Source organism: Roseospira goensis (assembly GCF_014197795.1).
Taxonomy (GTDB): domain Bacteria; phylum Pseudomonadota; class Alphaproteobacteria; order Rhodospirillales; family Rhodospirillaceae; genus Rhodospira; species Rhodospira goensis.
In genome coordinates this window covers 18,561-45,541 of record NZ_JACIGI010000029.1, presented here as the reverse complement: position 1 = coordinate 45,541, position 26,981 = coordinate 18,561, and the positions used below count along the sequence as shown (strand labels likewise).

23 protein-coding genes are annotated in these 26,981 nt (G+C 70.1%); 14 read left to right on the top strand and 9 right to left on the bottom strand.

Annotation, left to right across the window (positions count from 1 at the left end):
* Nucleotides 1-271: 271 nt before the first annotated feature.
* Nucleotides 272-1,162: a sterol desaturase family protein gene (locus tag GGD88_RS14505; RefSeq protein WP_184436688.1), complete on the bottom strand. Its 891-nt coding sequence runs from the start codon at nt 1,160-1,162 to the stop codon at nt 272-274.
* A 145-nt stretch (nt 1,163-1,307) separates the two neighbouring features.
* Here GGD88_RS14505 and coaBC point away from each other — a divergent pair, with 145 nt between their 5' ends.
* The 8 genes from coaBC to GGD88_RS14465 all read left to right on the top strand — a co-directional run bounded on the left by coaBC (nt 1,308) and on the right by GGD88_RS14465 (nt 10,660).
* A complete protein-coding gene (gene coaBC / locus GGD88_RS14500; protein ID WP_184436686.1) occupies nt 1,308-2,519 on the top strand; it encodes a bifunctional phosphopantothenoylcysteine decarboxylase/phosphopantothenate--cysteine ligase CoaBC in 1,212 nt (403 codons plus the stop codon).
* Entirely contained in the window at nt 2,516-2,974 is a 459-nt protein-coding gene (dut, locus tag GGD88_RS14495) for a dUTP diphosphatase (RefSeq protein WP_343056380.1), read from the top strand. The genes coaBC and dut overlap by 4 nt, the downstream gene beginning before the upstream one ends.
* Nucleotides 2,975-3,070: 96 nt before the next feature.
* Nucleotides 3,071-3,841 carry a TetR/AcrR family transcriptional regulator gene (locus GGD88_RS14490; protein ID WP_184436684.1) on the top strand — a complete coding sequence of 257 codons (771 nt, stop codon included), beginning with the start codon at nt 3,071-3,073 and terminating at the stop codon, nt 3,839-3,841.
* 176 nt (nt 3,842-4,017) lie between these two features.
* Nucleotides 4,018-4,491: a phasin family protein gene (locus GGD88_RS14485; protein WP_184436682.1), complete on the top strand. Its 474-nt coding sequence runs from the start codon at nt 4,018-4,020 to the stop codon at nt 4,489-4,491.
* A 285-nt stretch (nt 4,492-4,776) separates the two neighbouring features.
* Nucleotides 4,777-6,081, top strand: a complete 1,305-nt coding sequence (locus tag GGD88_RS14480; RefSeq protein ID WP_184436680.1) for a threonine ammonia-lyase — start codon at nt 4,777-4,779, stop codon at nt 6,079-6,081.
* 132 nt (nt 6,082-6,213) lie between these two features.
* The gene (locus GGD88_RS14475; protein ID WP_184436678.1) at nt 6,214-6,648 is read left to right on the top strand and encodes a tellurite resistance TerB family protein; all 435 of its coding nucleotides are present in this window, start codon (nt 6,214-6,216) and stop codon (nt 6,646-6,648) included.
* Between the two features lie 5 nt (nt 6,649-6,653).
* Nucleotides 6,654-7,571: an NAD(P)-dependent oxidoreductase gene (locus GGD88_RS14470; protein WP_343056379.1), complete on the top strand. Its 918-nt coding sequence runs from the start codon at nt 6,654-6,656 to the stop codon at nt 7,569-7,571.
* A gap of 455 nt (nt 7,572-8,026) precedes the next feature.
* Nucleotides 8,027-10,660: a sensor domain-containing protein gene (locus GGD88_RS14465; RefSeq protein WP_221237165.1), complete on the top strand. Its 2,634-nt coding sequence runs from the start codon at nt 8,027-8,029 to the stop codon at nt 10,658-10,660.
* A 16-nt stretch (nt 10,661-10,676) separates the two neighbouring features.
* Here the strand turns inward: GGD88_RS14465 and rnd are convergent, their stop codons facing one another.
* The 3 genes from rnd to GGD88_RS14450 all read right to left on the bottom strand — a co-directional run bounded on the left by rnd (nt 10,677) and on the right by GGD88_RS14450 (nt 13,901).
* Nucleotides 10,677-11,993: a ribonuclease D gene (gene rnd, locus GGD88_RS14460; protein WP_184436674.1), complete on the bottom strand. Its 1,317-nt coding sequence runs from the start codon at nt 11,991-11,993 to the stop codon at nt 10,677-10,679.
* Between the two features lie 137 nt (nt 11,994-12,130).
* A complete protein-coding gene (locus GGD88_RS14455) occupies nt 12,131-12,883 on the bottom strand; it encodes a substrate-binding periplasmic protein (protein WP_184436672.1) in 753 nt (250 codons plus the stop codon).
* Between the two features lie 235 nt (nt 12,884-13,118).
* Complete coding sequence (locus GGD88_RS14450) at nt 13,119-13,901, bottom strand: substrate-binding periplasmic protein (protein ID WP_184436670.1); 783 nt, start codon at nt 13,899-13,901, stop codon at nt 13,119-13,121.
* A gap of 365 nt (nt 13,902-14,266) precedes the next feature.
* Here GGD88_RS14450 and GGD88_RS14445 point away from each other — a divergent pair, with 365 nt between their 5' ends.
* On the top strand, nt 14,267-15,091 hold the full coding sequence (locus GGD88_RS14445) for an NAD-dependent epimerase/dehydratase family protein (RefSeq protein ID WP_184436668.1): 825 nt from the start codon (nt 14,267-14,269) through the stop codon (nt 15,089-15,091).
* Between the two features lie 19 nt (nt 15,092-15,110).
* On the opposite strand, the gene GGD88_RS14440 is transcribed toward GGD88_RS14445, so the two are convergent.
* The gene (locus GGD88_RS14440; RefSeq protein WP_184436666.1) at nt 15,111-15,560 is read right to left on the bottom strand and encodes a MarR family winged helix-turn-helix transcriptional regulator; all 450 of its coding nucleotides are present in this window, start codon (nt 15,558-15,560) and stop codon (nt 15,111-15,113) included.
* Nucleotides 15,561-16,010: 450 nt separating this feature from the next.
* Between GGD88_RS14440 and GGD88_RS14435 the strand changes: the two genes are divergently transcribed.
* Complete coding sequence (locus tag GGD88_RS14435; RefSeq protein WP_221237164.1) at nt 16,011-17,297, top strand: ATP-grasp domain-containing protein; 1,287 nt, start codon at nt 16,011-16,013, stop codon at nt 17,295-17,297.
* A complete protein-coding gene (locus GGD88_RS14430; protein WP_184436662.1) occupies nt 17,294-19,327 on the top strand; it encodes a CocE/NonD family hydrolase in 2,034 nt (677 codons plus the stop codon). The genes GGD88_RS14435 and GGD88_RS14430 overlap by 4 nt, the downstream gene beginning before the upstream one ends.
* 179 nt (nt 19,328-19,506) lie before the next feature.
* Here GGD88_RS14430 and GGD88_RS14425 read toward each other — a convergent pair whose 3' ends face one another.
* From GGD88_RS14425 to coxB, 4 genes are all read right to left on the bottom strand, one after another.
* Complete coding sequence (locus tag GGD88_RS14425) at nt 19,507-20,319, bottom strand: cytochrome c oxidase subunit 3 (RefSeq protein WP_184436660.1); 813 nt, start codon at nt 20,317-20,319, stop codon at nt 19,507-19,509.
* 72 nt (nt 20,320-20,391) lie between these two features.
* Nucleotides 20,392-20,961 carry a cytochrome c oxidase assembly protein gene (locus GGD88_RS14420; RefSeq protein WP_184436658.1) on the bottom strand — a complete coding sequence of 190 codons (570 nt, stop codon included), beginning with the start codon at nt 20,959-20,961 and terminating at the stop codon, nt 20,392-20,394.
* Between the two features lie 31 nt (nt 20,962-20,992).
* Nucleotides 20,993-22,624 (bottom strand): cytochrome c oxidase subunit I, encoded by a 1,632-nt coding sequence (ctaD, locus tag GGD88_RS14415; RefSeq protein ID WP_184436656.1) that lies wholly within the window; start codon nt 22,622-22,624, stop codon nt 20,993-20,995.
* A gap of 34 nt (nt 22,625-22,658) precedes the next feature.
* Complete coding sequence (coxB, locus tag GGD88_RS14410) at nt 22,659-23,492, bottom strand: cytochrome c oxidase subunit II (protein WP_184436654.1); 834 nt, start codon at nt 23,490-23,492, stop codon at nt 22,659-22,661.
* 889 nt (nt 23,493-24,381) lie between these two features.
* Here coxB and GGD88_RS14405 point away from each other — a divergent pair.
* The 3 genes from GGD88_RS14405 to GGD88_RS14395 all read left to right on the top strand — a co-directional run bounded on the left by GGD88_RS14405 (nt 24,382) and on the right by GGD88_RS14395 (nt 26,921).
* Entirely contained in the window at nt 24,382-24,813 is a 432-nt protein-coding gene (locus GGD88_RS14405; RefSeq protein WP_184436652.1) for a DUF420 domain-containing protein, read from the top strand.
* 115 nt (nt 24,814-24,928) lie between these two features.
* Nucleotides 24,929-25,807 (top strand): heme o synthase, encoded by an 879-nt coding sequence (gene cyoE, locus GGD88_RS14400; RefSeq protein ID WP_184436650.1) that lies wholly within the window; start codon nt 24,929-24,931, stop codon nt 25,805-25,807.
* 4 nt (nt 25,808-25,811) lie between these two features.
* Nucleotides 25,812-26,921: a COX15/CtaA family protein gene (locus GGD88_RS14395; protein ID WP_343056378.1), complete on the top strand. Its 1,110-nt coding sequence runs from the start codon at nt 25,812-25,814 to the stop codon at nt 26,919-26,921.
* Nucleotides 26,922-26,981 lie beyond the last annotated feature (60 nt).

The following is a 26,981-nucleotide window of genomic DNA, read 5'->3' as shown; positions in this document are numbered from 1 at the left end:
AACGGGGCCTCCCTGGCAGTCTGTGTCGTGTCGCAACTACCAGTGTGTCAGACCGTCCCGTTGTCCGCCCCTCCCCGATTTTCCGTCATGAACCACTTTTTTCCCAATGAAGGAATGGTGCAAGCAGGACTCGCGGCCGGCCGTCACAGACGGCGACCGCGCCCCGACCGAGCGGGCAGATGAACGCGCAAAGAGCGTCGCACCGCTGCGGCGTCGCCGTCTTGGCGCCGGTTTTCCCGGGCGGGGACGCGCCCGCGCGGCCCCTCGGTCCTCATCTGTCCCGGTCGGGATCCGCATCGGCGCGACGACCCAACGCCCCCGGCGCGGCGGCCGTCACCCGCGGGGTCACGTCGGCGCGCGGGGCCGAACGCCACGGCTGGATCAGCAGGCGGTCGAGCCACTGCTCGCGCACATGGCGAAAGATGGGCAGCCCGATGGTCATGCCGTCGTGACCCTCCGCCGGCTGGGCGCGATAGGTCCCCAGCAGGCGGTCCCACCAGGGCAGGTTGAAGCCGAAGTTGCTGTGGGTCTCCTCCGGCCGGATCGAGTGGTGCACCCGGTGCATGTCCGGCGTCACCACGACCCAGCGCAGCACCCGGTCCACCCGCGCGGGCAGGCGCAGGTTGGCGTGGTTGAACAGGGCGGTGGCGTTCAGCAGCACCTCGAACAGCAGCACCGCCACCGCCGGCGGCCCCAGGGCCGCCACCACCGCCAGCTTCAGGACCATGGACAGCACGATCTCGACCGGATGGAAGCGCAGGCCGGTGCTGACGTCGATTTCGGTATCGGCGTGGTGCATGCGGTGCACGCGCCACAGCGCCGGCACGGCGTGGAACATGACGTGCTGAAGGTAGACCACCAGATCCAGGAGCAGAATCGACAGCACGACCGCCAGCGCCTCCGGCACCACCAGCACGTTGAGCAGCCCCCAGCCGCGCGCTTCGGCCTCCAGCGCCAGCCCGACCGCCAGCACCGGCAGAAGCAGGCGCAGCGCCAGCGTGTCCACCGCCACCAGCGCCAGGTTGTTGCCCCAGCGCAGCCAGCGCGGTTGCCGGCGCGGCCGGCGCGGCCGCACGGCCTCCCACAGCGCGACGCTCAGCAGGACACCGAGGAAGGCACTCAGGCGGACCAGCGGTTCCTGGCCCAGAAGCATGTCGGACATGGCTCTTCCGGCAACGAGTCGGGTCTGCGGGGCATATGAGCGCGGTCCGCGTCCGGGCAAGGGGCGGCGCGCCCAAGGCACCTTGCGCCGCACCCGCCGCCCCCCTACCCTGCGCGCCCACGGCCCCCCCATCCGGAGCCCCGCCATGCTGGACGGCCGACGCGTTCTTCTGATCGTCACCGGCGGCATCGCCGCCTACAAGACGCTGGAGCTGATCCGCCGCCTGCGCGAGCGCGGCGCCCGCGTGCGCTGCGTCATGACCGAGGCGGCGAAGCAGTTCGTCACCCCGCTGTCGCTGTCGGCGCTCAGCGAGGACAAGGTCTACGACGCCCTGTTCTCGCTCACCGACGAGCACGAGATGGGCCACATCGAGCTGTCGCGGGACGCCGACCTGCTGGTGGTGGCGCCGGCGACCGCCAACATGCTGGCCAAGATGGCGCACGGCCTGGCCGACGACCTGGCATCCACGGTGCTGCTGGCCACCGACACGCCGGTGCTGGTCGCCCCGGCCATGAACGTGCGCATGTGGCAGCACCCGGCGACGCAGGACAACATGGCGCGGCTGCGCCGGCGCGGGGTCGCGGTGGTCGGGCCGGACAGCGGCGACATGGCCTGCGGCGAGTACGGCCCCGGGCGCATGGCCGAGCCGGCCGCCATCCTGGAGGCCATCGCGCGCCGGCTCGGCACCGCCGACGGCCCGCTGGCCGGCCGCCGCGTGCTGGTCACCAGCGGGCCGACGCACGAACCCATCGACCCGGTGCGCTACATCGCCAACCGCAGTTCGGGCAAGCAGGGTCACGCCATCGCCGCCGCGCTGGCGGCGCTGGGCGCCGAGGTCACGCTGGTGACCGGCCCGGTCACACAGCCCGATCCGGCCGGCGTGCGGGTGGTGCCGGTCGAGAGCGCCCGCGACATGCTGGACGCCTGCCGCGCCGCGCTGCCGGTCGACGTCGCCGTCTGCGCGGCCGCGGTAGCCGACTGGCGGGTCGCCAGCAGCGCCGCCCAGAAGCTCAAGAAAGCTCCCGACGGCGACAGCCCCACCCTCACCCTGGCCGAGAACCCGGACATCCTGGCCACCCTGTCCGCCCCGGGACCGGACCGGCCGGCCCTGATGGTCGGCTTCGCCGCCGAGACCGAACACGTGATCGCCCACGCCCGCGACAAACGCGCCCGCAAGGGCTGCGACTGGATCGTCGCCAACGACGTCGGCGCGGCCGCTGGCACCTTCGGCGGCGACGCCAACACGGTCACCCTCCTCACCGGCGACGGCGAGGAGGGCTGGCCGCCGCTGGACAAGACGGAGGTGGCGGAGCGGCTGGCCCGGCGCATCGCCGAGACCCTGGGACCGGCGCCGTGACGGACACATCCCTGACGGTGCCGGTCGTGCGGCTGCCGCACGCTGCGGACCTGGCGCTGCCGACCTACGCGACCGCCGGGGCGGCCGGCGTCGACCTGCTGGCGGCGGTGACCGAGCCGCTGACGCTGGCGCCGGGCGCCTTCGCCACCGTCCCGACCGGGCTGGCCCTGGCCCTGCCGCCCGACCACGAGGCCCAGGTGCGGCCCCGGTCCGGGCTGGCCGCCCGCCACGGCGTCACGGTGCTGAACGCGCCGGGCACCATCGACGCCGACTATCGCGGCGAGGTCGGGGTCATCCTCATCAACCATGGGCCCGCGCCCGTGACCCTCGTGCGCGGTCAGCGCATCGCCCAGCTCGTCGTCGCCCCGATCGCGCGCCTCGCCTGGGCGCCGGTGGAGCGCCTGCCGGACAGCCCGCGCGGCGCCGGCGGCTTCGGCTCCACCGGGACCGGGTAACCCGGCCGGCGGTTGCGGCGCCCGGCCTTTGTCCCCAGATTCTCCCGCACTACGGCACGCGTGCCGAACCAAAGGCAGAAAACACGGAAGGCGAGCATGGCCGAGCACGACACCTCCCATCCGGAGTCTGCGGGCAGCGCGCCCGCCCCGGTTTCCGACCGTCTCATCGACGCCGCTCTGGGTCTGGCCGGCGAACGCGGCTGGCGCGGGCTGACCATGGCCGCGATCGCGGACCGGGCCGGCATCCCGCTGAACGAGGCGCTGAAGGTGCACGGCTCGCGCAACGCCGTGCTGCGCGCCATGGGGGAGCATGTCGACGCCGCGATGCTCGACGAGGCGCTGAGCTTCACCGAAGAGGACGGCGCCCGCGACCGCCTGTTCGACATGCTGATGCGCCGCTACGACGCCCTGGCGCGCTGGAAGCCAGGCCTGGCAGCGATCATCAAGGATCTGCCCTTCGACCCGGGCACCTTCGTTGTCTCCATGCAGGGCGTGCAGCATTCCATGGGCCTGGCGCTGGAGGCGGCCAGCCTGTCGGGGGATGGCCTCGGCGGCCTGGCCACGCGCCAGGGCCTGGCGGCGGTCTATCTGGCGACCATGCGGGTGTGGATCAACGACGACACCGCCGACCTGTCACAGACCATGGCGGCCCTGGACAAGAACCTGGACCGCGCCGACAGCGTCGCCAGCACGGTCTGTCGCGTGGTGCCGTGCCGGGAGCGACGCCGGCGCGACGACGGCGGCCGCGTCGAACCGGCCCCGGACGCGGATCCGGCCTGGACGGCGGGCGACGACGGCCCGGCCCCCGGCAGCGCGGAGGGCGGCGACGGCAAGGCAGGCCCGGGACCGGGCACCGCCCCCGCTTAGGTTCAGGGCCGCTCCGGGTTCCCGTGTGACGCTATTGTGCACTGCACAAAAAGCCGTTGACAGGCCGGATCGCTCTTTCTATCGTGAAGGCGGAACGAGAGGTCCGCCGCCCGCATGCCAGGGGTTGGGACGGACGTCGGACCGCCCTGCGCTCGCGCCACAGTTGGAGAGAGACCATGGCCAAGCAGCCCGAGTTTTTCGATTTCGATTTCACGAAGTACCTGCACGACATGAAGATCCCGGGCGTGGACCTGGACGCTATCGTGGAGAGCCAGAAGAAGAACGTCGAAGCCCTGACCAACGCCAACAAGCTGGCGTTCGAGGGCATGCAGGCGGTGATGCAGCGCCAGGCCGAGTTGCTGCGTCAGAGCATTGAGGAGTACGCCAAGACCGCGCAGTCCATGGGCGACATGAAGGACCCGCAGGAGGCCATGGCGCGCCAGACCGACCTGGCCAAGCATGCGTTCGAGCGCATGATCTCCAACATGCGCGAGATGTCCGAGTTGATGGCGAAGTCCAACAACGAGGTCTTCGAGCTGCTCAACAAGCGCTTCAGCGAGACGCTGGAAGAGATGAAGGGCATGATGGAGAAGGCCGAGGCCGCGCCGAAGACCGGCGCCGCGAAGAAGCCGGCCGGCTCCGCCTCCTGACCGCGCGCCGCGCGCCCGGGTCATCCCGCGCCGGAGCCCATCACGGATTCGGCGCCCGCCACGGCCGTCGTCCCCTTCCGGGGGCGGCGGCCGTTGGCGTCTCGGGGCGGCGGTGCCAGGCGACGGCCGGTGCGCAGGGCGGAGACGCCGCGCAAAAAACCGACTCGGGCGCTCGGAGTCTGCGGTCTCCCCCACCTGACCGCTTTTCAAACCGCGGGCCGCGTCCGTAAGGTGACGGGTGCGGTTCGTCCGTGCCCGCATCCGTCCCGACCGAGAGGCTCCGCCATGCCCCCCGCCATACCCCGCGCCGTGCCAGAGGCCGCCGTGTCCGAGGCCACCGCGCCCGCCGGCGCGCCCGCGCCGCCCTGGACCATCACCCTGGATGACGTGCGCAGCGCCGCCGCCCGCATTGCCGACGCGGTGCCGCCGACGCCGTTCCTGCACTCGCGCACCCTGTCCGACGTCACCGGCGCGGAGATCTTCGTCAAGTTCGAGAACCTCCAGTTCACGGCCTCGTTCAAGGACCGCGGCGCGCTCAACCGGCTGCTCGATCTGACGGAGGAGCAGCGCCGGGCCGGCGTTCTGGCGGTCTCGGCCGGCAACCACGCCCAGGGCGTGGCCTACCACGCCCACCGCCTCGGCATCCCGGCGGTCATCGTGATGCCGGTCAACACCCCGTTCGTGAAGGTCAACAACACCCGCACCCTGGGCGCCCGCGTCGAACTGGCGGGCGAGACGCTGGCCGAGTCCATGCCGCGGGGACAGGAGATCATGGCGCGCGAGGGCCTGACCTTCATCCATCCCTACGACGACCCCCGCATCATGGCCGGCCAGGGCACCACCGCCCTGGAGATGCTGGCGCAGGAGCCGAGCCTGGAGGCGCTGGTGGTGCCCATCGGCGGCGGCGGCCTGATCGGCGGCATGACGGTGGCGGCCCGCGCCCTGCGGCCCGATATCGACATCCTCGGCGTGCAGACGGAGTACTACCCCGCGATGGCCGACGCGCTCAGCGGGCGCAGCTCCCCCCTGGGCGGGCTGACGGTGGCCGAAGGCATCGCCGTCAAGGCCCCGGGACCGACCGCGCGCCACATCCTGGCCACCCAGGGTGTCGACGTGGCGGTGGTCAGCGAAGCCGCCATCGAGCGGGCCATCAACCTGTACCTGAACGTCGAGAAGACCGTGGCCGAGGGGGCGGGCGCCGCCAGCCTGGCCGCCGTGCTGTGCCAGCCGGAGCGGTTCCGCGGCCGGCGCGTCGGCCTGGTGCTCTCCGGCGGCAACATCGACCCGCGCATCCTGGCGTCCGTGATCCTGCGCGGCCTGACCCGCCAGGGCCGGCTCGGCACGCTGTCGGTGGAAGCCTCCGACACGCCCGGTCAGCTCGCCGCCGTGGCCGCCATCATCGCCGCCAAGGACGGCAACGTCATCGAACTGGCCCACAACCGGCTGCTGCCGACCATGTCGGCCAAGTGCACGGACCTGTCGTTCACGGTCGAGACCCAGGGGCGCGCCCACCTGGAGGACATCGCCCAGGCTATCCGCGATGCCGGCTACCGGGTGTGGCAGATCAGCGAGGCACCGGACCTGGGCTGACCCGGCCGACCCCGCGCATGCCGCGTTTCGCTTGAGCCCGTGTGCACGCCAAGGGTAAAGTCCGATCAGGCGCATGGCCCGAACCCGGCCGTTCGGGTGGCGGCGCCGACGGAATGCGGAGTAAGGCGGGTCATGACCATCGCAAGCGGCCTTGAGGTTACGTTGTCTCCCCAGGAAGCCCTCATCTACACCATGGTGCTGGCCTCGGCCGTCGACACCAGCGTCAAGGACGAGGAACTGCGCACGATGAGCGGCATCGTGCGCGGACTGCCGGCCTTCGACGGCTTCGACCCGGACGGCGTGCCCGGCGCCGTCGAGAGCTGCATGCAGCTCATCTCCTCGGGCGAACACGGGGTCGAGGAAGCCATCGCGGTGATTCGCAACAGCCTCCCGCCGAAGCTGCGCGAGACCGCCTACGCGCTGGCGCTGGACGTCATCGCGGCGGACGGCAAGGCCGAGCAGGAGGAACTGCGCCTGCTGGAGATGCTGCGTCACCGCCTGGACATCGACCGTCTGGTGGCCGCCGGCATCGAACGCGGCGCCCGCGCCCGTTGGACCCGGGCCTGACGCACGTGACCGACCCGGACGCCGCGGCGCGCCCGTCACTGGCGGGCCAGCGCCTGGGACTGATCGGCCTTGGCCTGATGGGGCGCCCGATGGCGCGCCACCTGAAGGCCGCCGGGGCCACCGTCACGGTCCACAACCGCAGCCCCGGGCCGGTCGCCGCGCTGGTGGCGGCGGGCTGCGCCGCGGCGCAGACGCCGGCCGCTGTCGCCGCCGCCGCCGACGTCATCGTTCTGATGGTGACCGATACCCCGGCGGTCGAAGCCGTGGTCGGCGGCCCCGACGGGCTGTTGGCGGCGCTGCGGCCCGGCACCGTGATCGTCGACATGGGCACCACCGCCGTGCTGGAAACGCGCGCGCTGGCCGAGCGGGTGGGCGCCGCCGGCGGGGCCTGGGTGGACGCCCCGGTGTCCGGCGGCCAGGCCGGCGCCGAAGCCGCCGACCTGACCATCATGGCGGGCGGGACGGCCGCGGACGTGGCGCGGGTGCGGCCCGTGCTGGCGGTGCTGGGCCGGCACCTCACCCACGTTGGCGGTGTCGGCGCGGGACAGGTCGCGAAGGCCGCCAACCAGGTCATCGTCGGACTCACCATCGGCGCCGTGGCCGAGGGACTGGCCCTGGCCCGGCGCGCCGGCGTCGACCCGGCCCGCGTGCGCGAGGCGTTGATGGGGGGCTTCGCCGCCTCGCGGATCCTGGAGGTGCACGGCCGGCGCATGGTGGAGGGCGCGTTCACGCCGGGAGGCCGCGCCACCACCCAGCGCAAGGACATGGACCAGGCGCTGGCATTGGCGGCGGCCCTGGACCTGGACCTGCCCGCCACGGCCCTGAACCGGGCGCTGTACGACCGCCTGATCGCGGCCGGCGATGGGGCGCTCGACCACGCCGCGCTGATCCGGGTGCTCGACCCCGACCCGCAGGCGGGCTGATCCGGTCGCCGCACGCGTCGCTCCGGCGAGCCGGCGCGCAATCGCACCAAAAAGGCGCATACTGGCACCGACTTTCTTATAGTGTGTGGGGTCCGGGGTCGGTCCGACGGCAATTGCGGACGAATGCAAGCTGAAATTATTTACGTTTTTCAGCAATTTATCCTATTGTTCGCAACAACTCCGCATGGACTACCTCGTAGGGCAATGAATTCGATTGATTTTTTCGGCAAGCTGGATGAAGTTTCATGGTTAGGGGCGTCGGCGTGACCCGCCCGCCGCGCCTCCACGAACCCGGCAGCATTCCGGATCCGGCAAGAATGCCAGAATACTAAAAGACTGGTCCTTGGGGGGACGCCGACACCCGCCGGCCGCGTGGGCGGAGGCAACCGGCGCGGTGGCCCGTGCGTCGCGTGACGACGGTCCGATCGGCGCCGAAGAGGATGGAGGAGTGTGCCGTGAAGCCGTGGGGCTGGCTCTTGGCGAGGTTCCTGCCGCCCAAGGGACCCGGGGACGGGGCCTCCGCCGCCCAGGACGGGCGCCGCGAGGTGCCGGGCCCGTCGCCGTCGTCGTTGCTGCCCCCGGACATCTCCCACCGCGACATCGTCGATCACCTTCACGCCGGCCTGGTCGTGCTGCGCGGCGGGACCATCGTCTACATCAACCGTGGGTTCTCCCGCCTAACGGGCCGCCGGCCCGACCGGCTGCTCGGCAGCGACCTGACCAGCCTGTTCGTGGATGACGACCGGGCCAGCGTGCAGGGTTGCCTCGACGACCCGACCAATTGCCACGACGACCGCGTGCGGCCGTCCGTCGTCTACCGCCTGCGCCGCCTGGACCGGACCGAGCCGATCAGCGTCACCCTGCGCGCGGTGCCGCTGAGCGGCAGCGCGGCCGACAGGGAGGCCGACAGCGGCGCCGGGGCGGTCGGGACCGCCGGGCTGCCGGAGCGGGCCAACGGCGAGCGGTTGTTGCAGGTCACCGTCAGCGACGCCACGCACGAGGCCGAAATGGCCCGCGCCCTGCGGGAGAGCGAGGCGCGCTATCGGGGGCTGTTCGAGAACGCCCTGGAGGGCATCTACCAGACCACCCCCTCGGGGCGCTACGTCAACGTCAACCCGGCCCTGGCGCGCATCTACGGCTTCGACAGCCCGGAGGCGCTGATCGCCGCCCGCACGGACATCGCGCGCCAGACCTACGTCGATCCCGAAACGCGCCTGACCTTCACCCAGCTCATGGACCAGGACGGCGTGGTCGAGAACTTCGAGGCCCAGGTGTTCCGCAAGGACGGCTCGGTGATCTGGATCACCGAGAACGCCCGCAGCATCCGCGACCAGGACGGCGAGATCCTGCTGTACGAAGGCACGGTCGAGGACATCACCGAACGCAAGCAGGCAGAGGCCGACCTGCGCCTGATGGCCAAGGTCGTCAACAGCGTGCACGAGGGCATCGTCATCATCGACCGCAACCGCCTGGTCTGGGGCGCCAACGAGGCCTACCAGCGCATGACCGGGCGCGACGCCGCCGACCTGCTGAGCCGGCCGGCGCGGCTGACCACGCCGGAACTGCACGAACCGAACTTCGAGGAGACCGTGCTGGCCCGGGTGGAGCGCGAGGGCCACTGGCTGGGCGAGGCGTGGGGACCGCGCCGCAACGCGCCCCCCTTCCCCATGGAAATGTCGGTGACCGCGGTGCGCGACCGCGACGGTGCGCTGACCCACTACGTGGCCGCCTGCACCGACATCACCAAGCGCAAGCGCGACGAGGAGCACATCCGCTTCCAGGCCAACTACGACATGCTCACCCACCTGCCCAACCGGTACCTCATCATGGACCGGCTGGAACAGGCCATCCTCAAGGCCCGGCGCGACGGCACCCGGGTGTGCGTGCTGTTCCTCGATCTCGACCGGTTCAAGAACATCAACGATTCGTACGGTCACGCCGCCGGCGACGAACTTCTGAAGCTGGTGGCGCGGCGCCTGCGTCAGGTGGTGCGCATGTCCGATACCGTCGGCCGCCTCGCGGGCGACGAGTTCATCATCGTGCTGTCGGACGTGGCCGACGGCAACGTCGGCGACCAGGTGGCGGAAAAGATCATCGACGTGCTGTCGGAGGCGTTCCAGATCCTCGATGCCGAACTGTTCTGTCTGCCGTCGATCGGCATCACCTATTTCCCGGACCAGGCCGAGTCCGTCGAGGAGCTGCTGCGCAACGCGGATGTGGCGATGTACCACGCCAAGCACTCCGGCGATCGCAGGTTCCTGACCTTCTCGGAGAGCATGGCGCATCGCTCGGTCGAGATGATGAACCTGGAGAACGATCTGCGCCACGCGCTCAATCGCGACGAGCTGGAGCTGCACTATCAGCCCAAGGTGGCGCACGACGGCCGCACCCTGGTCGGCGCCGAAGCCCTGATCCGCTGGCGCCATCCCCGCCTCGGGCTGGTGGGGCCCGGCGATTTCATCCCGCTGGCGGAGGAGTCGGGGCTCATCATCCCCATCGGGCGCTGGACCCTCGCCACCGCCTGTCAGCAGTTCATGGAATGGCGCGCCCAGGGCATCGCCCCGCCCAGCGTCTCGGTCAACGTCTCGGTGCGCCAGTTCAACGACTCCGCGCTCCTGGAGACGGTCCGGGAGGTGCTGGACCGCACCGGCGTGCCGGCCGGCTGCCTGGATCTGGAGATCACCGAAAGCGTGATGACCGGCGACGTCGAGCGCGCGGTGGCGACCCTTGGCGCGCTCAAGGCCATGGGGGTGACCCTGTCCATCGACGACTTCGGGACCGGGTACTCATCCCTGAACTACCTGAAGACCTTCCCGATCGACACCCTGAAGATCGACCAGACGTTCGTGCGCGACGTCAGCCGCGACAGCAAGGACGCCGCCATCATCGCCACCATCGTGTCGCTGGCCCGCAACCTCGGATTCAAGGTGGTCGCGGAAGGCGTCGAATCCCTGGAGCAGATGGAGTTCCTGCGCGACAACGAATGCTCGCTGTTCCAGGGCTACTGGGTCAGCCGCCCCCTTCCCGTCGCCGATTTCTGCATCTATCTCAGAGAGAACCACACCGTCGGCCCCGCCGAGCCGATCTGACGGCGCCGGCCGGAGGTTACGGATCGGCATCGGCGACGGGGATCGCCACGGACACACCGCCGGCACGCTCACCCGCGGCGTCACCGCCCACGTCGGGACCGTCACCGGTGGTCCCGGTGCCGGCGCGGCTGTCGTCCGTGTGGTCGCTGTTGTCGCTGTCGTCGCTGTCGTCGCTGACCTCGACCGCCAGAGTCTCCACGTGGCGGCCGTCCTCCGAGACCGCCAAGGCCAGCCGGCCGTGTTTGAGGGCCAGCGCGGCCTCGCCGAACAGCTCGCGGCGCCAGCCCTCCAGGGCGGGGACGGCGGCCCGGTCGTCCGCGGCAATGCGTTCCAGGTCGGCGCTGGAGGCCACCAGCTTCTGCGCCACGCCGGCGGCCTCGCACTTCATCTTCAGCAGCACCTTGAGCAGGTCAATGATGGGACCGAGCCCCTGCGGCAGGTCCTCCCGCATCGGCGGCCGGGGCAGGCTGTCGAGCGGCCGTGCCCGGGCCCGCTCCAGGGACTCCAGGATCTCGCGGCCGTAGCGTCCCTCCGCCTGGCCCCGCGACATGGAGCGGACCTGCGACAATGTCTCCACCGTCTCCGGGTTCTGGACCGCGATATCCAGCACCGCCTCGTCGCGCATCACCCGCTGGCGCGGCAGGTCGCGGGCCTGGGCCTCGCGCTCGCGCCACGCCGCCAGCTCGATGACGGCGGCCAGCACGCGCTGGGAACGGCCGCGCACCTTCAGCCGACGCCAGGCGTCCTCGGGATCGGTCTCATAGGACGACGCGTCGGTCAGCGCCGCCATCTCCTCGTCCAGCCAGCCGGCGCGCCCGTTGGCCGCCAGCATGGCGGCCAGCTTTTCGTAGACCACGCGCAGATGGGTGACGTCCGACAGGGCGTAGGACAGATGCTTCTGCGACAGGGGGCGACGCGACCAGTCGGTGAAGCGCATGGTCTTGTCGATGCGCGCCTTGGCCAGCTTGCTCGCCAGGGTCTCGTAGCCGACCTGCTCGCCGAAGCCGCACACCATGGCCGCCACCTGGGTGTCGAACAGCGGGCGCGGCAGCTCGCCGAGCATCTGATGGAAGATCTCCAGGTCCTGGCGGGCGGCGTGGAAGACCTTCAAGGTGCCGGTATCGCGCATCAGGTCCTTCAGCGGCTCCAGGTCGATGCCGGGGGCCAGGGGATCAATGCACCGCGCCTCCTCCGCGCCCGCGACCTGCACGAGGCAGAGTTGGGGCCAGTAGGTCTTCTCGCGCATGAATTCTGTGTCGACGGCGACGAAGCGCTCGCCATGCAACCGCTCGCGAAAGGCGGTCAACTCTTCCGATGTCTGGATCAGGGCCATGGTCGCCTTCTATCCTTCCGCGCCGGGGAAGGCAAGAACGGCGCGCCGGCGCCGGTCGGGCGCGGTGCTGGCACGCGTCCGCCCCCGCGCCCCGCCGGGGTCGATTGACCGACCCCGACCCCGGTCGGCTCAGCGCCCTACTTCAGGTAGGAATCGAGGATGTCCGTGTACGCGTCCGTCTCGCGAAAGGCTTTCAGCGTCTCGTCGAAGCGGGTCACGAACGCGTCATCGACCACCTGCGGAGAGAAAAACGCGAAGTACTCGGTCTCGGCGATCGGCTTGTCGATGTAGGCGTGGACCTGATCCTGAATACCTTGCTGCTTCATGATGTGCAGGCCGTTGATGAGGTCGCAGACAACATAGTCCACGCGGCCGGCCATCAGTTTCTTGAAGTTGGTCTCGTTGTCGTCCGCTTCGGCGAACTCGGCGTTCTCCTTGTAGAAGGCATCGAACTCCGGATCATAGGCGTAACCGCGCACCACGCCCACGATGCCCGTCTTGAGGTCGTCCCAGCTCGCGAACGGCGTTGCATCGCGGTCGGCCGCCCGCACGAACACCGCCCAGCTCGACTCCACCAGCGGCGTCTCGGGGTACAGCAGAATGGCCGCGCGCTTCTCGTTGTAGGCGCCGCTGTAGACGCCGGCGACCCGCCCCGCGTTGATCAGCTTGATGGCCCGGGTCCAGGGCACGGCGTCGATCGAGTCGATGGTCACGCCCATCTCGGCCATCACCGCCCGGATCACATCGGTTGACAGGCCGGTAACCTCACCGTCCTGCGTGTACTCGTAGGGGGGCCATTCGTCCGTGGCGAAGGAGACGGATGCGGTCTGGGCCGACGCCGCGACCGCGAAGGGAATGCTTAGGGCAATCGCAAGGATCAGCGCTCTCATAGGGGACCTCCGACAGAGTCCGTGGAAACACGAGAGGTGAGATCACGAAATCGGCGAGCGGATCCGCGCCTCACATCCGGCCCTCACTGACCGCCATACGCGAATAATATGCGAGACATTCATCTCATATTTCGCATTGGCTACACTGGCCAGTCGAAACGCCGAACAAACCTTGCGAAGTAGCAGTTAATATTTTGCGAAGGTCCGCGCCCGCTCGATCGGTTACGATCGCGGGTCAGGGGCCGACGGCATCGAACCGGGGAAAGTTCATGGCGATCCGCACCAGCCGGCGATAGCGCTCGGAGTCCTGAAACGCGCGCAATGCGGCATCGAAGCGAGCCACGAAATCCTGCCCGATGGTCCGCTTCGAGAACATCGCGTAGTAGCGCGTTTCCTGGATCGGCCGGTCGGCATAGACATGGACCTCATCCTCAAGGCCCATCACACGGAGCAGGAACAAACCGTTGCGATGGTCCGCGACGACGTAGTCGACACGCCCAGAGACGAGCTTGAGAAAATTGTGCCGGTTCTCGTTGACCACCTCGAAGTCGAGGTGGCGCTTGTAGAACAGATCAAAGTCGTCGTCGTAGCGGTAGCCCCGGACCACGCCCAGGCGGCCCTTGGTCATGTCGGCCCACGACTCGAAGCGCAGCCGCTCCTTGTCGGCCGCCCGGACGAACACGACCCACTGCGACGTCACGAGCGGCGTCTGCGGATACCACAGCGTCTCTTCGCGCGACCGGATGTGAGCGCCGCTGAACACCACATCGGTCCGGCCGGCCTCGGTCATGGTCACCGCGCGAGACCACGGGTAGACCGACAGGCTGGCGATCTCGACACCCATGGAGTCCAGGACCGCCTTGAGAATCGCGACCGACACGCCCTCGATCTTGCCGTTGACGGTATACTCGTAGGGTGGCCATTCGTCCGTGGCCACCCGCAGCGCGGTGCCGGAGGCTCCGGCCTGTGCCGTCGCGACCAGGATCAGACTGAACACAAGTGCAACGACCCAGCGCATTTAGAGCACTCCCTGGCTGTACGGCCATACCGCAAAAAGTCAGGCTTCCGTAATACTATCCTCGGACCAGAAATACCCTCAAACCGAAATGGCGCCGATTCTCCAGAACTTCGTGGCGCGGTTGAATGGTCATCCCAAGGCGCTCTTCGGCACCCTCGTGTCTAACGTCGACAGGTGAACAAAGCGTTGCCTGGCCTTTTCCGGAGCGTCGGCGAGGTTCGCCGCCGACCCGACTGCCGGCGACGACCCGGCGTGCCCTTGCCATGCCCGCCCACGCGCGGCCGGCCGGCCCGAAACCCTTGGTCGGATCAAACAGGTCCCAGTACCCTCCGTCATTTCGTTCAACCGCGACCGGAGGCCGCGCCATGAAACCCATCCACCGCATCCTGCTGACCGGGGCCGCCGGGGCGCTGGGCCGTCAGATGCGCCCGGCCCTGCGCCGGCACTGTACCCACCTGCGGGTGACCGACATCGCCCCGCTGGACCCGCCGGAGGCCGACGCCGCCGACCGCGAGGAGGTCGTCCAGGCCGATCTGGCCGATCCCGCCCCGGTGCGCGACCTGACGCGGGACGTGGACGCCGTGGTCCACCTCGCCGGCAAGGGCATGGAGGCCCCGTTCCAGGAGATCCTGCGCGGCCACATGCTGGGACTCTACAACGTGTTCGAGGGCGCGCGGCAGAACGGCGTGCGCCGGGTGATCTGGGCCAGCTCTATCCACGCCGTCGGCTACTACCCCTTCAGCCAGGTGCTGGACACCCGCACCCCGCCGCGCCCGGACACGAACTACGGCGTCGCCAAGGCGTATGGCGAGGGCCTGGCCCAGTACTACTGGGACAAGTACGGCATCGAGGCCGTCTCGATGCGGATCTGCTCCTGCTTCCCGGAGCCGCGCGACCGCCGCATGCTGTCCACATGGCTCAGCTACGCCGACCTGGAGCGCCTGATCGGCGCGGCCCTGACCTGCACGCGCCCCGATCACTCGATCATCTACGGCGTGTCGGCCAACACCCATGCGCCCTACGACAACCGCACCGCCGCCCACATCGGGTTCCGGCCGCAGGACAACGCCGAACTCTACCGCGAGGCCGTCGAGGCGGCCAACCCGCCGTACGGTCCGGGCGCCCCGGAGATCGCCACCCACGGCGGCGCCTTCGCCACCTTCGGCCACTTCGACGACGGAGACGATTGAGGGGCGCGGGGGCCTTCCGTCACGCCCGGCCGCCGTCGCCGGCCCGCATCGTCGCCAGCACACGGCGCATGAGGTCGAGGAACTGGCCCTGTTCGGCCGCCGACAGGCCCGCGAGGGCCTGCCGGTTCTGCGCCTGCGCGGCGTCGGTGGCGGGCGCCTGGAGCGCCCGCGCGGCGTCCGTCAGCCACACCTGCTGGGCGCGCGCATCCTGGGGGTGCGGCGTGCGCACCACCAGCCCGTCGCGCTCCATGCGCGCCAGCGTGTTGGCCATCGTGGCCTGTTCCACATCCAGGCGCTCCAGAAGCTGCTTCTGGGTCAACCCGTCCTCGGCCCACAGTTCCAGCAGGGTCATGAACTGGGCCGGCGCCAGGCCGAGCGGCCGGATGCGCCGGTGCAGGCCCTGGGCGAACAGGCGCGCCAGGTGGTTGGCGAGGTAGCCGGCGGACTGGGTCTTGTCGAAGGCGGACATCGGGGATGGCGGCGGACGGATGACGGCGCCCATCCTGGCCCACCGGGTCCCGCCGCTCCAGCCCCAAAAAAGGGTTCATCACGGAAAATCGGGGCCCGCGTCGATCACCGGCCGGACGCCTTCCCCCTTTATGGAGGAGACTGGGAGGGGGTCGGGCGGCACAGCGCCCCATGGACGGCGCCCGCCATGAACGCATCGGGTGTGCGGGCTGCGCCCTATGCACGGCTCCGGCAACACCGGGACTCGCCTCGCGCGTCGACCTCTGTCACCATGAAAGGGATGGGTGCACGACCGGCACCCGGCCCCGACGGGGTGTTATGGCGGCGGGACCAACCGGATGCCGGTCCGCGTGGTGCAGGGACACGCCGACCGATGACACACCAATCGCCGACACGCCAATCCGCGGCAGACGACCGCACGCCGAGACGACGCAAGACGAACGTCTTCGTCATGGGTCTGGACCCCTTCAACCTGAAGCTCCTGCGCGCGGTCCGCAATGCCGACGCCTACGCCTTCCACGAGCTTCTGACCCTCGACGAGATCGTGTCGTCGCCACGCTTCGACGTGCCGGCCCTGCTCGACAAGGCGCGGGCCACCCTGCGCGCGTTTCCGGACCCGGTCGACGCCATCGTCGGCTACTGGGATTTCCCCAGCGTGCTGATGATGCCGATCCTGCGCCGGGAATGGGGCCTGCGGGGGCCGAGCCTGGAGAGCGTGCTGCGCTGCGAGCACAAGTACTGGAGCCGGCTGGCACAGGCCGAAGCCGTGCCCGACCTGGTGCCCCCCTTCGCCCTGGTCGATCCGTTCGCGGTCTCCCGGCGCGATCCACCGCCGCTGGACTATCCGTTCTGGCTCAAGCCGGTGACCGCGCATTCCTCGCTGCTCGGCTACCGCATCCGTACCCGCGGTGACTTCGCCCAGGCGCTCGACGCCATCCGCGCCGGCATCCACCGGTTCACCGACCCGCTCGACGCGCTGATGGGGTACGCCGACCTGCCCGACGCGGTGGCCGGCCTCGACGGCCCCCAGTGCATCGCCGAAGCCATCATCTCCCAGGGCCGGCAGTGCACCCTTGAGGGCTACGTCTTCGACGGCACGGTGGAGATCTACGGCATCGTGGATTCGATCCGCGGCCGCAACCGCTCCAGCCTGGAGCGGTACGAGTACCCCTCCAGCCTGCCGGAGCGCATCAAGGGGCGCATGCGGGACGCGGCAACACGGGTGGTCGCGCATATCGGCCTGACCGATACCCCCTTCAACATGGAGTTCTTCTACGACCGCGACCGCGACGCCATCGCCCTGCTGGAGATCAACGCCCGCATCTCGAAGTCCCACAGTCCGCTGTTCGACAAGGTGGAGGGCGTGCCCCACAAGGAAGTGATGATCGACGTGGCGCTGGGCCGGCGGCCGGACTATCCGGCCCGGCGCGGCCGCTTCCGCTATGCCGCCAAGTTCATGCCCCGGCTGTACGGGAACCACGACGACTGGGTGGTCTCGCATGCGCCCGATGAAGCCACGCTGCGGCGCCTGGAGGCGCGCGTCCCCGGGGCCGAGATCGAACTGCACGTGAAGCCGGGGATGCGGTTGGCGGACATGACCATGCGCGACCCGTACAGCTACGAGCTGGCGACCCTCTTCCTGGGTGCCGACAGCCGCACGGCCCTCAAGCGCGACTTCGCGCGGCTATGGCGCCTGATCGACCTGCGCTTCGACGGACAGGAGGGAGTCGCGGCATGACCCCCCGCCTGCATCACCGCACCGACCTGCCGCACCGGGTCCGGGCCATCGAGACGGTCTGGATCCCGATGCGCGACGGCGCCCGCCTCGCCGGCCGCCTGTGGCGGCCCGACGACGCCGACGATCATCCGGTCCCGGCCATCCTGGAGTACATCCCCTACCGCCGGCGCGACCTGACGCGGCATCGCGATTCCATGATGCACCCCTACGTCGCCGGCCACGGCTACGCCTGTCTGCGCGTCGACCTGCGCGGCAGCGGCGACTCCGACGGGGTGCTGACCGACGAATACCTGCCGCAGGAGCTGGACGACGGCTGCGACGTGATCGCCTGGCTGGCCGCGCAGCCCTGGTGCAGCGGCCGGGTCGGCATGATCGGCATCTCCTGGGGCGGTTTCAACGGCCTCCAGATCGCCGCCCTGCGCCCGCCGACCCTGGGCGCCATCATCACCCTGTGCTCGACCGACGACCGCTACGCCGACGACATCCACCACATGGGCGGGTGCCTGCTGGGCGACTCTCTCTCCTGGGCCTCGGTGATGTTCTCCTACACCGCGCTGCCGCCGGACCCGGAGGTCGTGGGCGACCGCTGGCGGAGGATGTGGACCGAGCGTCTGGAGGGCAGCGGGCTGTGGCTGGAGACCTGGTTGCGCCACCAGCGCCGCGATGCCTACTGGCGCCACGGCTCGATCGCCGAGGACTACGGCGCCGTGACCTGCCCGGTGATGGCGGTGAGCGGCTGGGCCGACGGCTATTCCAATGCGGTCTTCCGCCTGCTCGCCAACCTGCGCGTCCCGCGCCAGGGGCTGGTCGGGCCGTGGAGCCACAAGTACCCCCACATCGGGGTGCCGGGCCCCGCCATCGGGTTCCTGCAGGAATCGATCCGCTGGTGGGACCACTGGCTGAAGGACCGCGACACCGGCCTGATGGACGAGCCCATGCTGCGGGTGTGGATGCAGGACAGCGTCCCGCCGACCGCCAGCTACACCCACCGCCCGGGCCGCTGGGTGGCGGAGCCGGTGTGGCCCTCGCCCAATATGCGGGTTCAGCGTCACGCGCTCACCCCCTGCGGCCTCCTGCCCGCCGGGACCAGCGGCGCCGACGTGGCGCTGCCGGTGCAATCACCGCTGACGCTGGGCCTGTTCGCCGGCAAGTGGTGCTCCTACGCCGCCGGCCCCGACCTCGCGCACGACCAGCGCCAGGAGGACGGCGGCGCCCTGGTGTTCGACAGCCCGCCCCTGACGGAGCCGCTGGAGATCCTGGGGGCCCCGGTGGCCACCCTGGAGGTGTCGAGCGACAAGCCCCTGGCCATGGTGGCGGTGCGGCTGTCGGACGTGGCGCCGGACGACAAGGCCACGCGGGTGACGTACGGCATGCTGAACCTGACCCATCGGCAGTCCCGGGAGCATCCCGAGGCGATGCAGCCCGGCCGGCGCGAGACCGTCACGGTCAAGATGAACGACATCGCCCAGACCTTCCCGGCCGGCCACCGGGTGCGGTTGTCGGTGTCCACCTCCTACTGGCCGCTGGCCTGGCCGTCGCCGGAGCCGGTGCGCCTGACCGTCCACACCGGGGGCAGCGCGCTGGCGCTGCCGGTCCGCCCCCCGCGCCCCGAGGACGAAACCCTGCGCGCGTTTCCGCCGCCGGAGTCCGCGCCGCCGGCGCCGCGCCGGGTGCTGGAGCCGGGCCATCACAATTGGATGGTCCACCGCGACCTTGCGGCGGACCGCTCGGTGCTGGAGGTCATCAACGACAACGGGGTGGTGCACCTGGAGGACGTCGACCTCACGGTCGAGAATCGCGCCTTCGAATGGTACGAGTCGGTGGGCGACGACGTGCTGTCGGCGCGCGGCGAGACCCACCTGGTGCGCGGCCTGCGGCGCGGCGGCTGGGCCGTGAAGGCCGACACCCGCACGGTGCTGACGGCGACGCCGACCACGTTCCGCATCACCGCCCAGCTCGACGCCTTCGAGGGCGACGTGCGGATCTTCAGCCGCAACTGGGACGTTACGCTACCGCGCGATTTCGTATAATAGAGCCGATTTCGAACGTGAATCGGCTCTACATTATTGATTTTCCAGCCGATTATCGCGACAAACCGAAGTCGTGCCGCGATTCCGGTTTGTCGCAATCGGCTGTAAGTGTCGGATCTTGCCCTGACCCGTCAGGACAAGATCCACGCCGCTTCGCGGCGCCATCCGGCGCGGCCGCCCTACAGTGCGACGTAGACGTAGAACCAGCCGAACAGGAACAGCCACACGACATCGACGAAATGCCAGTACCACTCGGCCGCCTGGAGCCCCAGGTGCTTCTCGGCCGAGAAGTGACCGGCGCGGGCGCGCACCAGGCACACCAGCAGGAAGCACACGCCAACAAAGACGTGGAAGCCGTGGAACCCGGTCGCCATGAAGAACACCGACGGATAGATGCCGTCGGTGAAGGCAAAGGCGGCATGGGCGTATTCGATGACCTGGAGCACCAGGAAGGCCGCGCCCAGCAGCGCCGCCCCCGCCAGGCCCAGCACCAGCCGGCGGCGGTCGCCGGTGTCCAGACCGCCGCGTCCCCACATCAGCACGCCGCCCGAGGTCACCAGCACGACGGTGTTGATGAGCGGCAGCCCCCAGGGATCGAACACCGCCATGTCGCCCGGCGGCCAGCGTTCCACCACCGGGCTGAACAGGAACGCGTTGTGGAAGTAGGCCCAGAAGAAGGCCACGAAGAACATGACCTCCGAGGCGATGAACAGCCCCATGCCGGTGCGCAGCCCGAACCGGACCGGCCGCGTATGATGCCCGCCGGCGCGCGATTCCCGCACCACGTCGCGCCACCACAGCGCCATGGTGAGCACCACCACCGCCAGCCCCGCCAGCAGGATCCAGGGCGGGCCGTCGTGCATGACCTCGACCCCGCCGTAGGCCATGACGAAGGCCCCGATCGCGCCCAGCACGGGCCACGGGCTGGGATTGACGAGGTGGAACGGATGACCGGGCGCGTGGCCGGCGGAACTGCTCTCGGGGCTGCTCATGGCGGGGTCTCCCTGCGGGCCGGCGGGGCGCGCCCTCGTCAGGTCGCGTCTTGGGTCAGGTCGCGTCTTGGGTCAGGTCGCGCCGTAGAAGGTGTAGGACAGCGTGATGGTGCGCACGTCGCGGGCGCGCACGTCGTCCAGCAACGCCGGGTCGATATAGAACAGCACGGGCATGTCGACCGCCTGCCCCGGCTCCAGGCGCTGGCGGGTGAAGCAGAAGCAGTCCACCTTGGTGAAGTAGCGCGCCACCTTGGCCGGCGTGACGTTGAAGGTGGCGGTGCCGGTGATGGCGCGGTCGGCGGTGTTGACCGCGTGGTAGCTGGACAGCGCCTGCTCGCCCAGGCTCACCGTCACGGCCCGGTCGTTGGGCCGGAACCGCCACGGCAACTCGGGGTTGACGTTGGCGTCGAAGCGCACCGTGATCGGCGGCGCGTCCGCGGGCACGGCGGCGCTCGCCCCGGCGTCGGCGCCGTCGGCCGCCACCTGCGGCGTGCCACCGTAGCCGGTCACCTGGCAGAACACGCGGTACAGCGGCACGGCGGCGAACGCCAGGCCCACCATGCCCAGCGCGACACCGCCGAGCACCAGGCCGATGCGGACGTTGGCGCGGGCGGCGGGGCGGCGATCGGCGGACGGGTCCATGGCGGCTCTCCTCCCTCCGGGGCGGTGCTGGTTACTCGGCGTGGGCGGTGCGGCCGCGGATGATCGGCGGCTGCTCGAAGGTGTGCATCGGCGGCGGCGAGCTGACGGTCCATTCCAGCGTGGTCGCCCCCGGTCCCCACGGGTTGTCACCGACGCGGCGGCCCCAGGCGAAGGCGTGCACCACCAGCACCACGAACACGAGGGTGGCGAGCAGCGCGATGCCGGCGCCGATCGACGAGACCATGTTCCAGGCCGCGTAGGCGTCGGGATAGTCCGGGATGCGCCGCGGCATGCCGGCGATGCCCGAGAAGTGCATGGGGAAGAAGGTCAGGTTGACGCCGAGGAAGGTCAACCAGAAGTGGAGCTTGCCGAGGGTCTCGCTGTAGGCCCGGCCAGTGATCTTGCCGAACCAGTAGTAGAAGCCGGCGAAGATGCCGAACAGCGCCCCCAGCGACAGCACGTAGTGGAAGTGGGCCACCACGTAGTACGTATCATGCAGCGAGATATCGACGCCGGCGTTGGCCAGCACCACCCCGGTCACGCCACCCACCGTGAACACGACCAGGAATCCGATGGCGAACAGCATCGGGGTGCGGAAGTGGATCGAGCCGCCCCACATGGTGGCGATCCAGCTGAACACCTTCACCCCCGTCGGCACCGCGATGAGCATGGTGGCGGCGATGAAATAGGCCCGCGTGTCCACGTCCAGGCCGACGGTGTACATGTGGTGCGCCCAGACCACGAAGCCGATCACGCCGATCAGCACCATGGCGTAGGCCATCGGCAGGTAGCCGAACACCGGCTTGTTGGAGAAGGTCGAGATCACCTGACTGATGATGCCGAAGGCCGGCAAGATCATGATGTAGACCTCGGGGTGCCCGAAGAACCAGAACAGATGCTGGTACAGCACCGGATCGCCGCCGCCGGCCGGGTCGAAGAAGGTGGTGCCGAAGTTGCGGTCGGTTAGCAGCATGGTCAGCGCCCCGGCCAGCACCGGCAGCGCCAGCAGCAGCAGGAACGCGGTGACCAGGATCGACCACACGAACAGCGGCATGCGGTGCATGCGCATGCCCGGGGCACGCATGTTGAAGATCGTCACCAGGAAGTTGATGGCGCCCAGGATCGACGAGATCCCGGCGACATGCAGGCTGAGGATGGTGAAGTCCACCGCCGCGTCGACATGGCTGACGGTGCCGGCGAGCGGGGGGTAGAGCGTCCAGCCGGTGCCGGGGCCGAAGCCGGTCAACTGGCCGATCACCAGCAGCGCGAAGGCCGGCGGCAGCAGCCAGAAGCTGATGTTGTTCATGCGCGGGAACGCCATGTCCGGCGCCCCGATCATCAGCGGCACGAACCAGTTGCCGAAGCCACCGATCAGCGCCGGCATCACCATGAAGAAGATCATGATGAGGCCGTGCGAGGTCACGAACACATTGTACTGCTGGTGGTTGTCCTGGAACACCTGGACGCCCGGCACCGCCAGTTCCAGGCGGATGACCATCGACATGGCGCCGCCGATCAGGCCGGCGACGATCGCGAACACAAGGTACATCGTGCCGATGTCCTTGTGGTTGGTGGAGAACAGCCAGCGCCGCAGGCCCCAGGGGGCGGCGGAATGGTCGTGGTCCGCGGGCTGGCCGGCGGCGGCGGTGGGATCGTCCCTCATGGATCGCTCGTCCCTGGGCTGTGAAGGGGCGGGGTCAGCGGGCGGCGAGCGCAACCGGCGGCGGCCCGCCGGGCGCGGGCGCCGCTGGCACCGGTGGCGCCGCGTGCGCGAACTCGGCCCGCGCCGACTCCACCCAGGTCTCGAAGTCGTCCCGCGGGACCGCGCGCACCTCGATCGGCATGAAGCCGTGGTTGACACCGCACAGTTCCGAGCACTGGCCGTAGTAGACGCCCGGCGCCTCGATCCGCACCCAGGTCTCGCTGATGCGGCCGGGCACGGTGTCGCTTTTCACCCCCAGCGCGGGCACCGCCCAACTGTGGATGACGTCGCTGGCGGTCAGCAGCAGGCGGACGGTGACCCCGACCGGGAGAACCAGGGGTTGGTCCACGGCCAACAGGCGCGGCTCGTCGGGCGCCAGTTCCTCCGGGTACTTCATGAAGGAGGTGAAGCCGAAACCGCCGTGGTCCGGATACTCGTAGGACCAGTACCACTGATGGCCGACGACCTTGACCGTCATATCGGCTTCGGTGGTCCGATCCATATAGTAAAGAAGATTGAACGACGGCACCGCCACGACCAGAAGTATGGCGATCGGAATCACCGTCCAGACGATCTCCAGCGGCGTGTTGTGGGTGCGTTGCGAGGGCACCGGGTTGCGACGGTGGTGGAAGCGCCACATGGCGAACCCCAGCAGGCCCATCACCAGCACGGTAATGCCCACCATGATCCAGGTGAGGAAGCCGTGCAGGTCGTCGATACGGGCCATGGTCGGGGTGGCCGCCGGCTGCGACCACATCTGCCAGGGCGTCGGTTGCGCCGCCAGGGCGGTCGCCGGCAGCACCGCCAGCAGGCCGGCCGCCGCCTGCATGACCCGCCGGACCCTGCCGGGCCGCCCGCGGCTCCACAGAGCGCCGGTCCGGAGTCCCCGGTTCTGGTCGCCGTCTCGGTCGCCGTTTTGGGCGCCGTTTCGGTCGCCATTTCGGTCGATCATGGCGGACCTCCCCTCCTGCGTGTCCTCCCGCGGACCTGCACGCCGGGACGGCGGGATCCGGTCACGGGACGGGGGCGGCGAGCCGACAGGATTGATTCTTCGTTCTGCGCCGTTGCGCGCCCGTGCCCTCACCGACCGAGGGGGGCACCCCATCCCGTGACCCCGTCATCATGACGACTCCGTCATAGTCCGACAAGGCCGATCGGACATTTTTGTTCCGACCCCGGGCTCATCAAAACGGGATGCGACCGCCTATCCCTCTCCATATCGGGAGCGATTCGCCTCCGCGCTGAACATTGGACGCAGTCTCATGTCATGGTTATGGCCGAAGAAAACTTTAGGAAACCGTGGTTCACCGCGACTCCTGCCCGAACGAATGGGGCGCCGCGCGACTCGACCCACCCGTTCGGGCGGCCCCGACCGCGAGTCGCCGTCTGACCAGCCCGCTCGGACACCGTGGTTTCCCGTCCGCCGAGCGGCCGCGCGACGCTGACGGTTGCGCCCGGCATCCATCCCGCGTTGACTGCGCCAAGCGGCGCGCGCGTCCGGCCGGCGCCTCGCACCGCCCGGTCCACGGACCCGCGCCCTCCCCGCCCCCGAGGAGACCACCGCCCATGCGACGCCTGAGCAACACCAAACTGGCCCTGCTTCTGGTCGCGGTCTGCGTCCTGCTGTACCTGTCGATGGTGGGCAAGATCCTCACCTTCGGGTTCTGAGCCCGCGCCGCCCCGCCGCGCGCCGCGCCACGTCAGGGAGTCCCGCCGCCATGGACACCGCCGCCGTCCTGCCCCACGTCAACGCCGGCCTCAACGCCCTGTCCACGGTGCTCCTGGTCGCCGGCTATGTCTTCATCCGCGCCGGCCGGCGCGACGCCCACCGGGCCGCCATGCTCGGCGCCCTGGGCGTCTCGGCGGCCTTCCTGGTCAGCTACCTGACCTATCACTTCACCGCGCCGATGTTCGTCTTCCCCGGCACCGGCCTGATCCGGCCGGTCTACTACACGATCCTGACCGTGCATGTGGTGTTGGCCATCGCCATCGTGCCGCTGGTGATCCTGACCGTGTTGCGGGCCTGGCGCGGGGTGTTCGCGCGCCACAAGGCCATCGCGCGCTGGACCCTGCCGCTGTGGCTGTGCGTCACGGTCAGCGGCGTCGTGGTCTACCTGATGCTGTACCAGCTCTACGACCGGCCCGCCTGACATGCCCCGCGAAACTTCGGGGTTAATCGAGCCTATCCTTTCGGGTGAGGATCAGGGTGGGACGGCCGCGCAACGGTCTCCCCAAGGATCACCGCCCAGGCAGGGAGGGCACGTCATGACGCTGGCCCACTACATGGAGCTGTGCAAGTTCCGCATCGGCACCATCATCGCGCTCACCGCCGTGATCGGCTACATGGCCGTCTCGGAGACCGGCAGCGTCGACGCCGCCACCGTGGCCGTGCTGGCCCTGGTCATGGTGCTGGGCTCGGCCAGTTCGTCGGTGTTCAACCACCTGTACGACCGCGACCTCGACGCCCTGATGAAGCGGACGGCACGCCGCCCGCTGGTCGCGGCCAGCGCGGCCGACCGCCGCCGCGCGCTGGCGTTCGCCGCCCTGCTGCTGGCCGCCGGCGTCGGCCTGGCGGCGGTGGCGCTGAACTGGGTGGTGGCGGCGCATCTGTTCCTGGGTGCTTTCGTCTACGCCATCGTCTACACGGTGTGGCTGAAGCGGCGCACCTGGTGGAACATCGTCGTGGGCGGCGCGGCCGGGTCGTTCGCGGTGCTGGCCGGGGCGGCCGCCGTCGACCCCGGCATCTGGCTGCTGCCGCTGCTGATGGCGATCACCCTGTTCCTGTGGACGCCGCCGCACTTCTGGGCGCTGGCGCTGCTGCTGCGCGACGACTACCGCGCCGCGGGGGTGCCCATGCTGCCGGCGCTGGTGGATGGGCGGCGCAGCGCCGTCGCGATCCTGGCGAACGCCGTGCTGCTGGTCGGCTCCGCCGCCCTGCCCTGGATCCTGGGGGAGCTGGGCGCGGTCTACGGGCTGCTCAGCCTGCTGTTCGGACTGCACTTCCTGCATACCGCCGTGGCCCTGCTGCGGGATCCGGACAACCGGGCGCTGGCGCGGCGCACCTTCTTCGGCTCCATGGTCTACCTCATGGGGGTGTTCCTGGCCGTGCTGCTGGACCGCCACCTGCCGATGCTGTGGAGTTGAGCCGGTGCGGACGGCCCTCCTCCCCGCTCGCGGACCCGCCGGCGCCGGCGCCGGCGCCGACGCCGACCGCACCCGGCCGCGTGCGGTGGCGCTGTGGCTGCTGGCCTGCGCCGCCCTGGTGGCGCTGATGGTGGGGCTGGGGGGCCTGACCCGCCTGACCGAGTCGGGCTTGTCGATCGTCGACTGGCGCCCGATCACGGGCATCCTGCCTCCCCTCGGCGAGGCCGACTGGCAGGCGCTGTTCGCGCGCTACCAGCAGTCCCCCGAGTTCCGCCTCGTCAACACGGACATGACCCTGGACGGCTTCAAGGGCATCTTCTGGCTGGAATACCTGCACCGCCTGCTGGGCCGCCTGATCGGCCTCGCCTTCCTGGGGCCGCTGGTGTGGTTCTGGGTCCGTGGGGCGATCCCGGCGGGCTATCATGGCCGGCTCGTCGCGCTGTTCGGTCTGGGCGGACTGCAAGGCGTGCTGGGCTGGCTGATGGTGCAGAGCGGCCTGGTGGACCGCCCGGACGTCAGCCACCTGCGTCTCGCCGCTCACCTCGGCCTCGCGGTGGTCATCTACGGCGCGCTGCTGTGGGTGGCGTTGGACCTGTGGCGCGGCCCGCCGCCCGCGACCCACCCCCCGGGTCGCGCGCCCGCGATCACGGCGACCCGACGGCTGGCCCGGCTGGCGCTCGCGCTGACGGCGGTTACGGTGCTGGCCGGGGCGCTGGTGGCCGGGCTCAAGGCCGGCCTGAGCTTCAACACCTTCCCGCGCATGGCCGGGCAGTGGGTGCCGGACGGCCTGGGCCACCTGGCGCCCTGGTGGCGCAACCCGATCGACAACGTCATCACCGTGCAATGGCAACACCGCCTGCTGGCCCTGCTCACCCTGGCGGCGGTGCTGGCCACCGCCTGGGCCGGACGCCGGGTGCCGGCCGCCGGCGCCGACCGCTGGCCGCTGCGCCTGCTGACCCCGGCCGCGCTGCTCCAGGTCGGGCTGGGCATCGCCACCCTGCTGCTCCTGGTGCCGATCCCGCTGGCCGTCGCCCACCAGGCCGGCGCCCTGGTCCTGGTCACGCTGCTGGTCTGGACCCTGCACGTCGTGCGGCCGGCGCCCGGCCGGGCCTGACCGCGGCCCCGGTGTCGCGGTCCAGCGGTCCCCTGTCATCTTCTCTTGACATTGACCCCC

Bases quoted from the DNA above. Each gene is read 5' to 3' on its own strand.
- GGD88_RS14505 (WP_184436688.1), bottom strand. From the start codon at position 1,162: ATGTCCGACATGCTTCTGGGCCAGGAACCGCTGGTCCGCCTGAGTGCC.
- coaBC (WP_184436686.1), top strand. From the start codon at position 1,308: ATGCTGGACGGCCGACGCGTTCTTCTGATCGTCACCGGCGGCATCGCC.
- GGD88_RS14490 (WP_184436684.1), top strand. From the start codon at position 3,071: ATGGCCGAGCACGACACCTCCCATCCGGAGTCTGCGGGCAGCGCGCCC.
- GGD88_RS14485 (WP_184436682.1), top strand. From the start codon at position 4,018: ATGGCCAAGCAGCCCGAGTTTTTCGATTTCGATTTCACGAAGTACCTG.
- GGD88_RS14480 (WP_184436680.1), top strand. From the start codon at position 4,777: ATGCCCCCCGCCATACCCCGCGCCGTGCCAGAGGCCGCCGTGTCCGAG.
- GGD88_RS14475 (WP_184436678.1), top strand. From the start codon at position 6,214: ATGACCATCGCAAGCGGCCTTGAGGTTACGTTGTCTCCCCAGGAAGCC.
- rnd (WP_184436674.1), bottom strand. From the start codon at position 11,993: ATGGCCCTGATCCAGACATCGGAAGAGTTGACCGCCTTTCGCGAGCGG.
- GGD88_RS14455 (WP_184436672.1), bottom strand. From the start codon at position 12,883: ATGAGAGCGCTGATCCTTGCGATTGCCCTAAGCATTCCCTTCGCGGTC.
- GGD88_RS14450 (WP_184436670.1), bottom strand. From the start codon at position 13,901: ATGCGCTGGGTCGTTGCACTTGTGTTCAGTCTGATCCTGGTCGCGACG.
- GGD88_RS14445 (WP_184436668.1), top strand. From the start codon at position 14,267: ATGAAACCCATCCACCGCATCCTGCTGACCGGGGCCGCCGGGGCGCTG.
- GGD88_RS14440 (WP_184436666.1), bottom strand. From the start codon at position 15,560: ATGTCCGCCTTCGACAAGACCCAGTCCGCCGGCTACCTCGCCAACCAC.
- GGD88_RS14435 (WP_221237164.1), top strand. From the start codon at position 16,011: ATGGGTCTGGACCCCTTCAACCTGAAGCTCCTGCGCGCGGTCCGCAAT.
- GGD88_RS14430 (WP_184436662.1), top strand. From the start codon at position 17,294: ATGACCCCCCGCCTGCATCACCGCACCGACCTGCCGCACCGGGTCCGG.
- GGD88_RS14425 (WP_184436660.1), bottom strand. From the start codon at position 20,319: ATGAGCAGCCCCGAGAGCAGTTCCGCCGGCCACGCGCCCGGTCATCCG.
- GGD88_RS14420 (WP_184436658.1), bottom strand. From the start codon at position 20,961: ATGGACCCGTCCGCCGATCGCCGCCCCGCCGCCCGCGCCAACGTCCGC.
- ctaD (WP_184436656.1), bottom strand. From the start codon at position 22,624: ATGAGGGACGATCCCACCGCCGCCGCCGGCCAGCCCGCGGACCACGAC.
- coxB (WP_184436654.1), bottom strand. From the start codon at position 23,492: ATGCAGGCGGCGGCCGGCCTGCTGGCGGTGCTGCCGGCGACCGCCCTG.
- GGD88_RS14405 (WP_184436652.1), top strand. From the start codon at position 24,382: ATGGACACCGCCGCCGTCCTGCCCCACGTCAACGCCGGCCTCAACGCC.
- cyoE (WP_184436650.1), top strand. From the start codon at position 24,929: ATGACGCTGGCCCACTACATGGAGCTGTGCAAGTTCCGCATCGGCACC.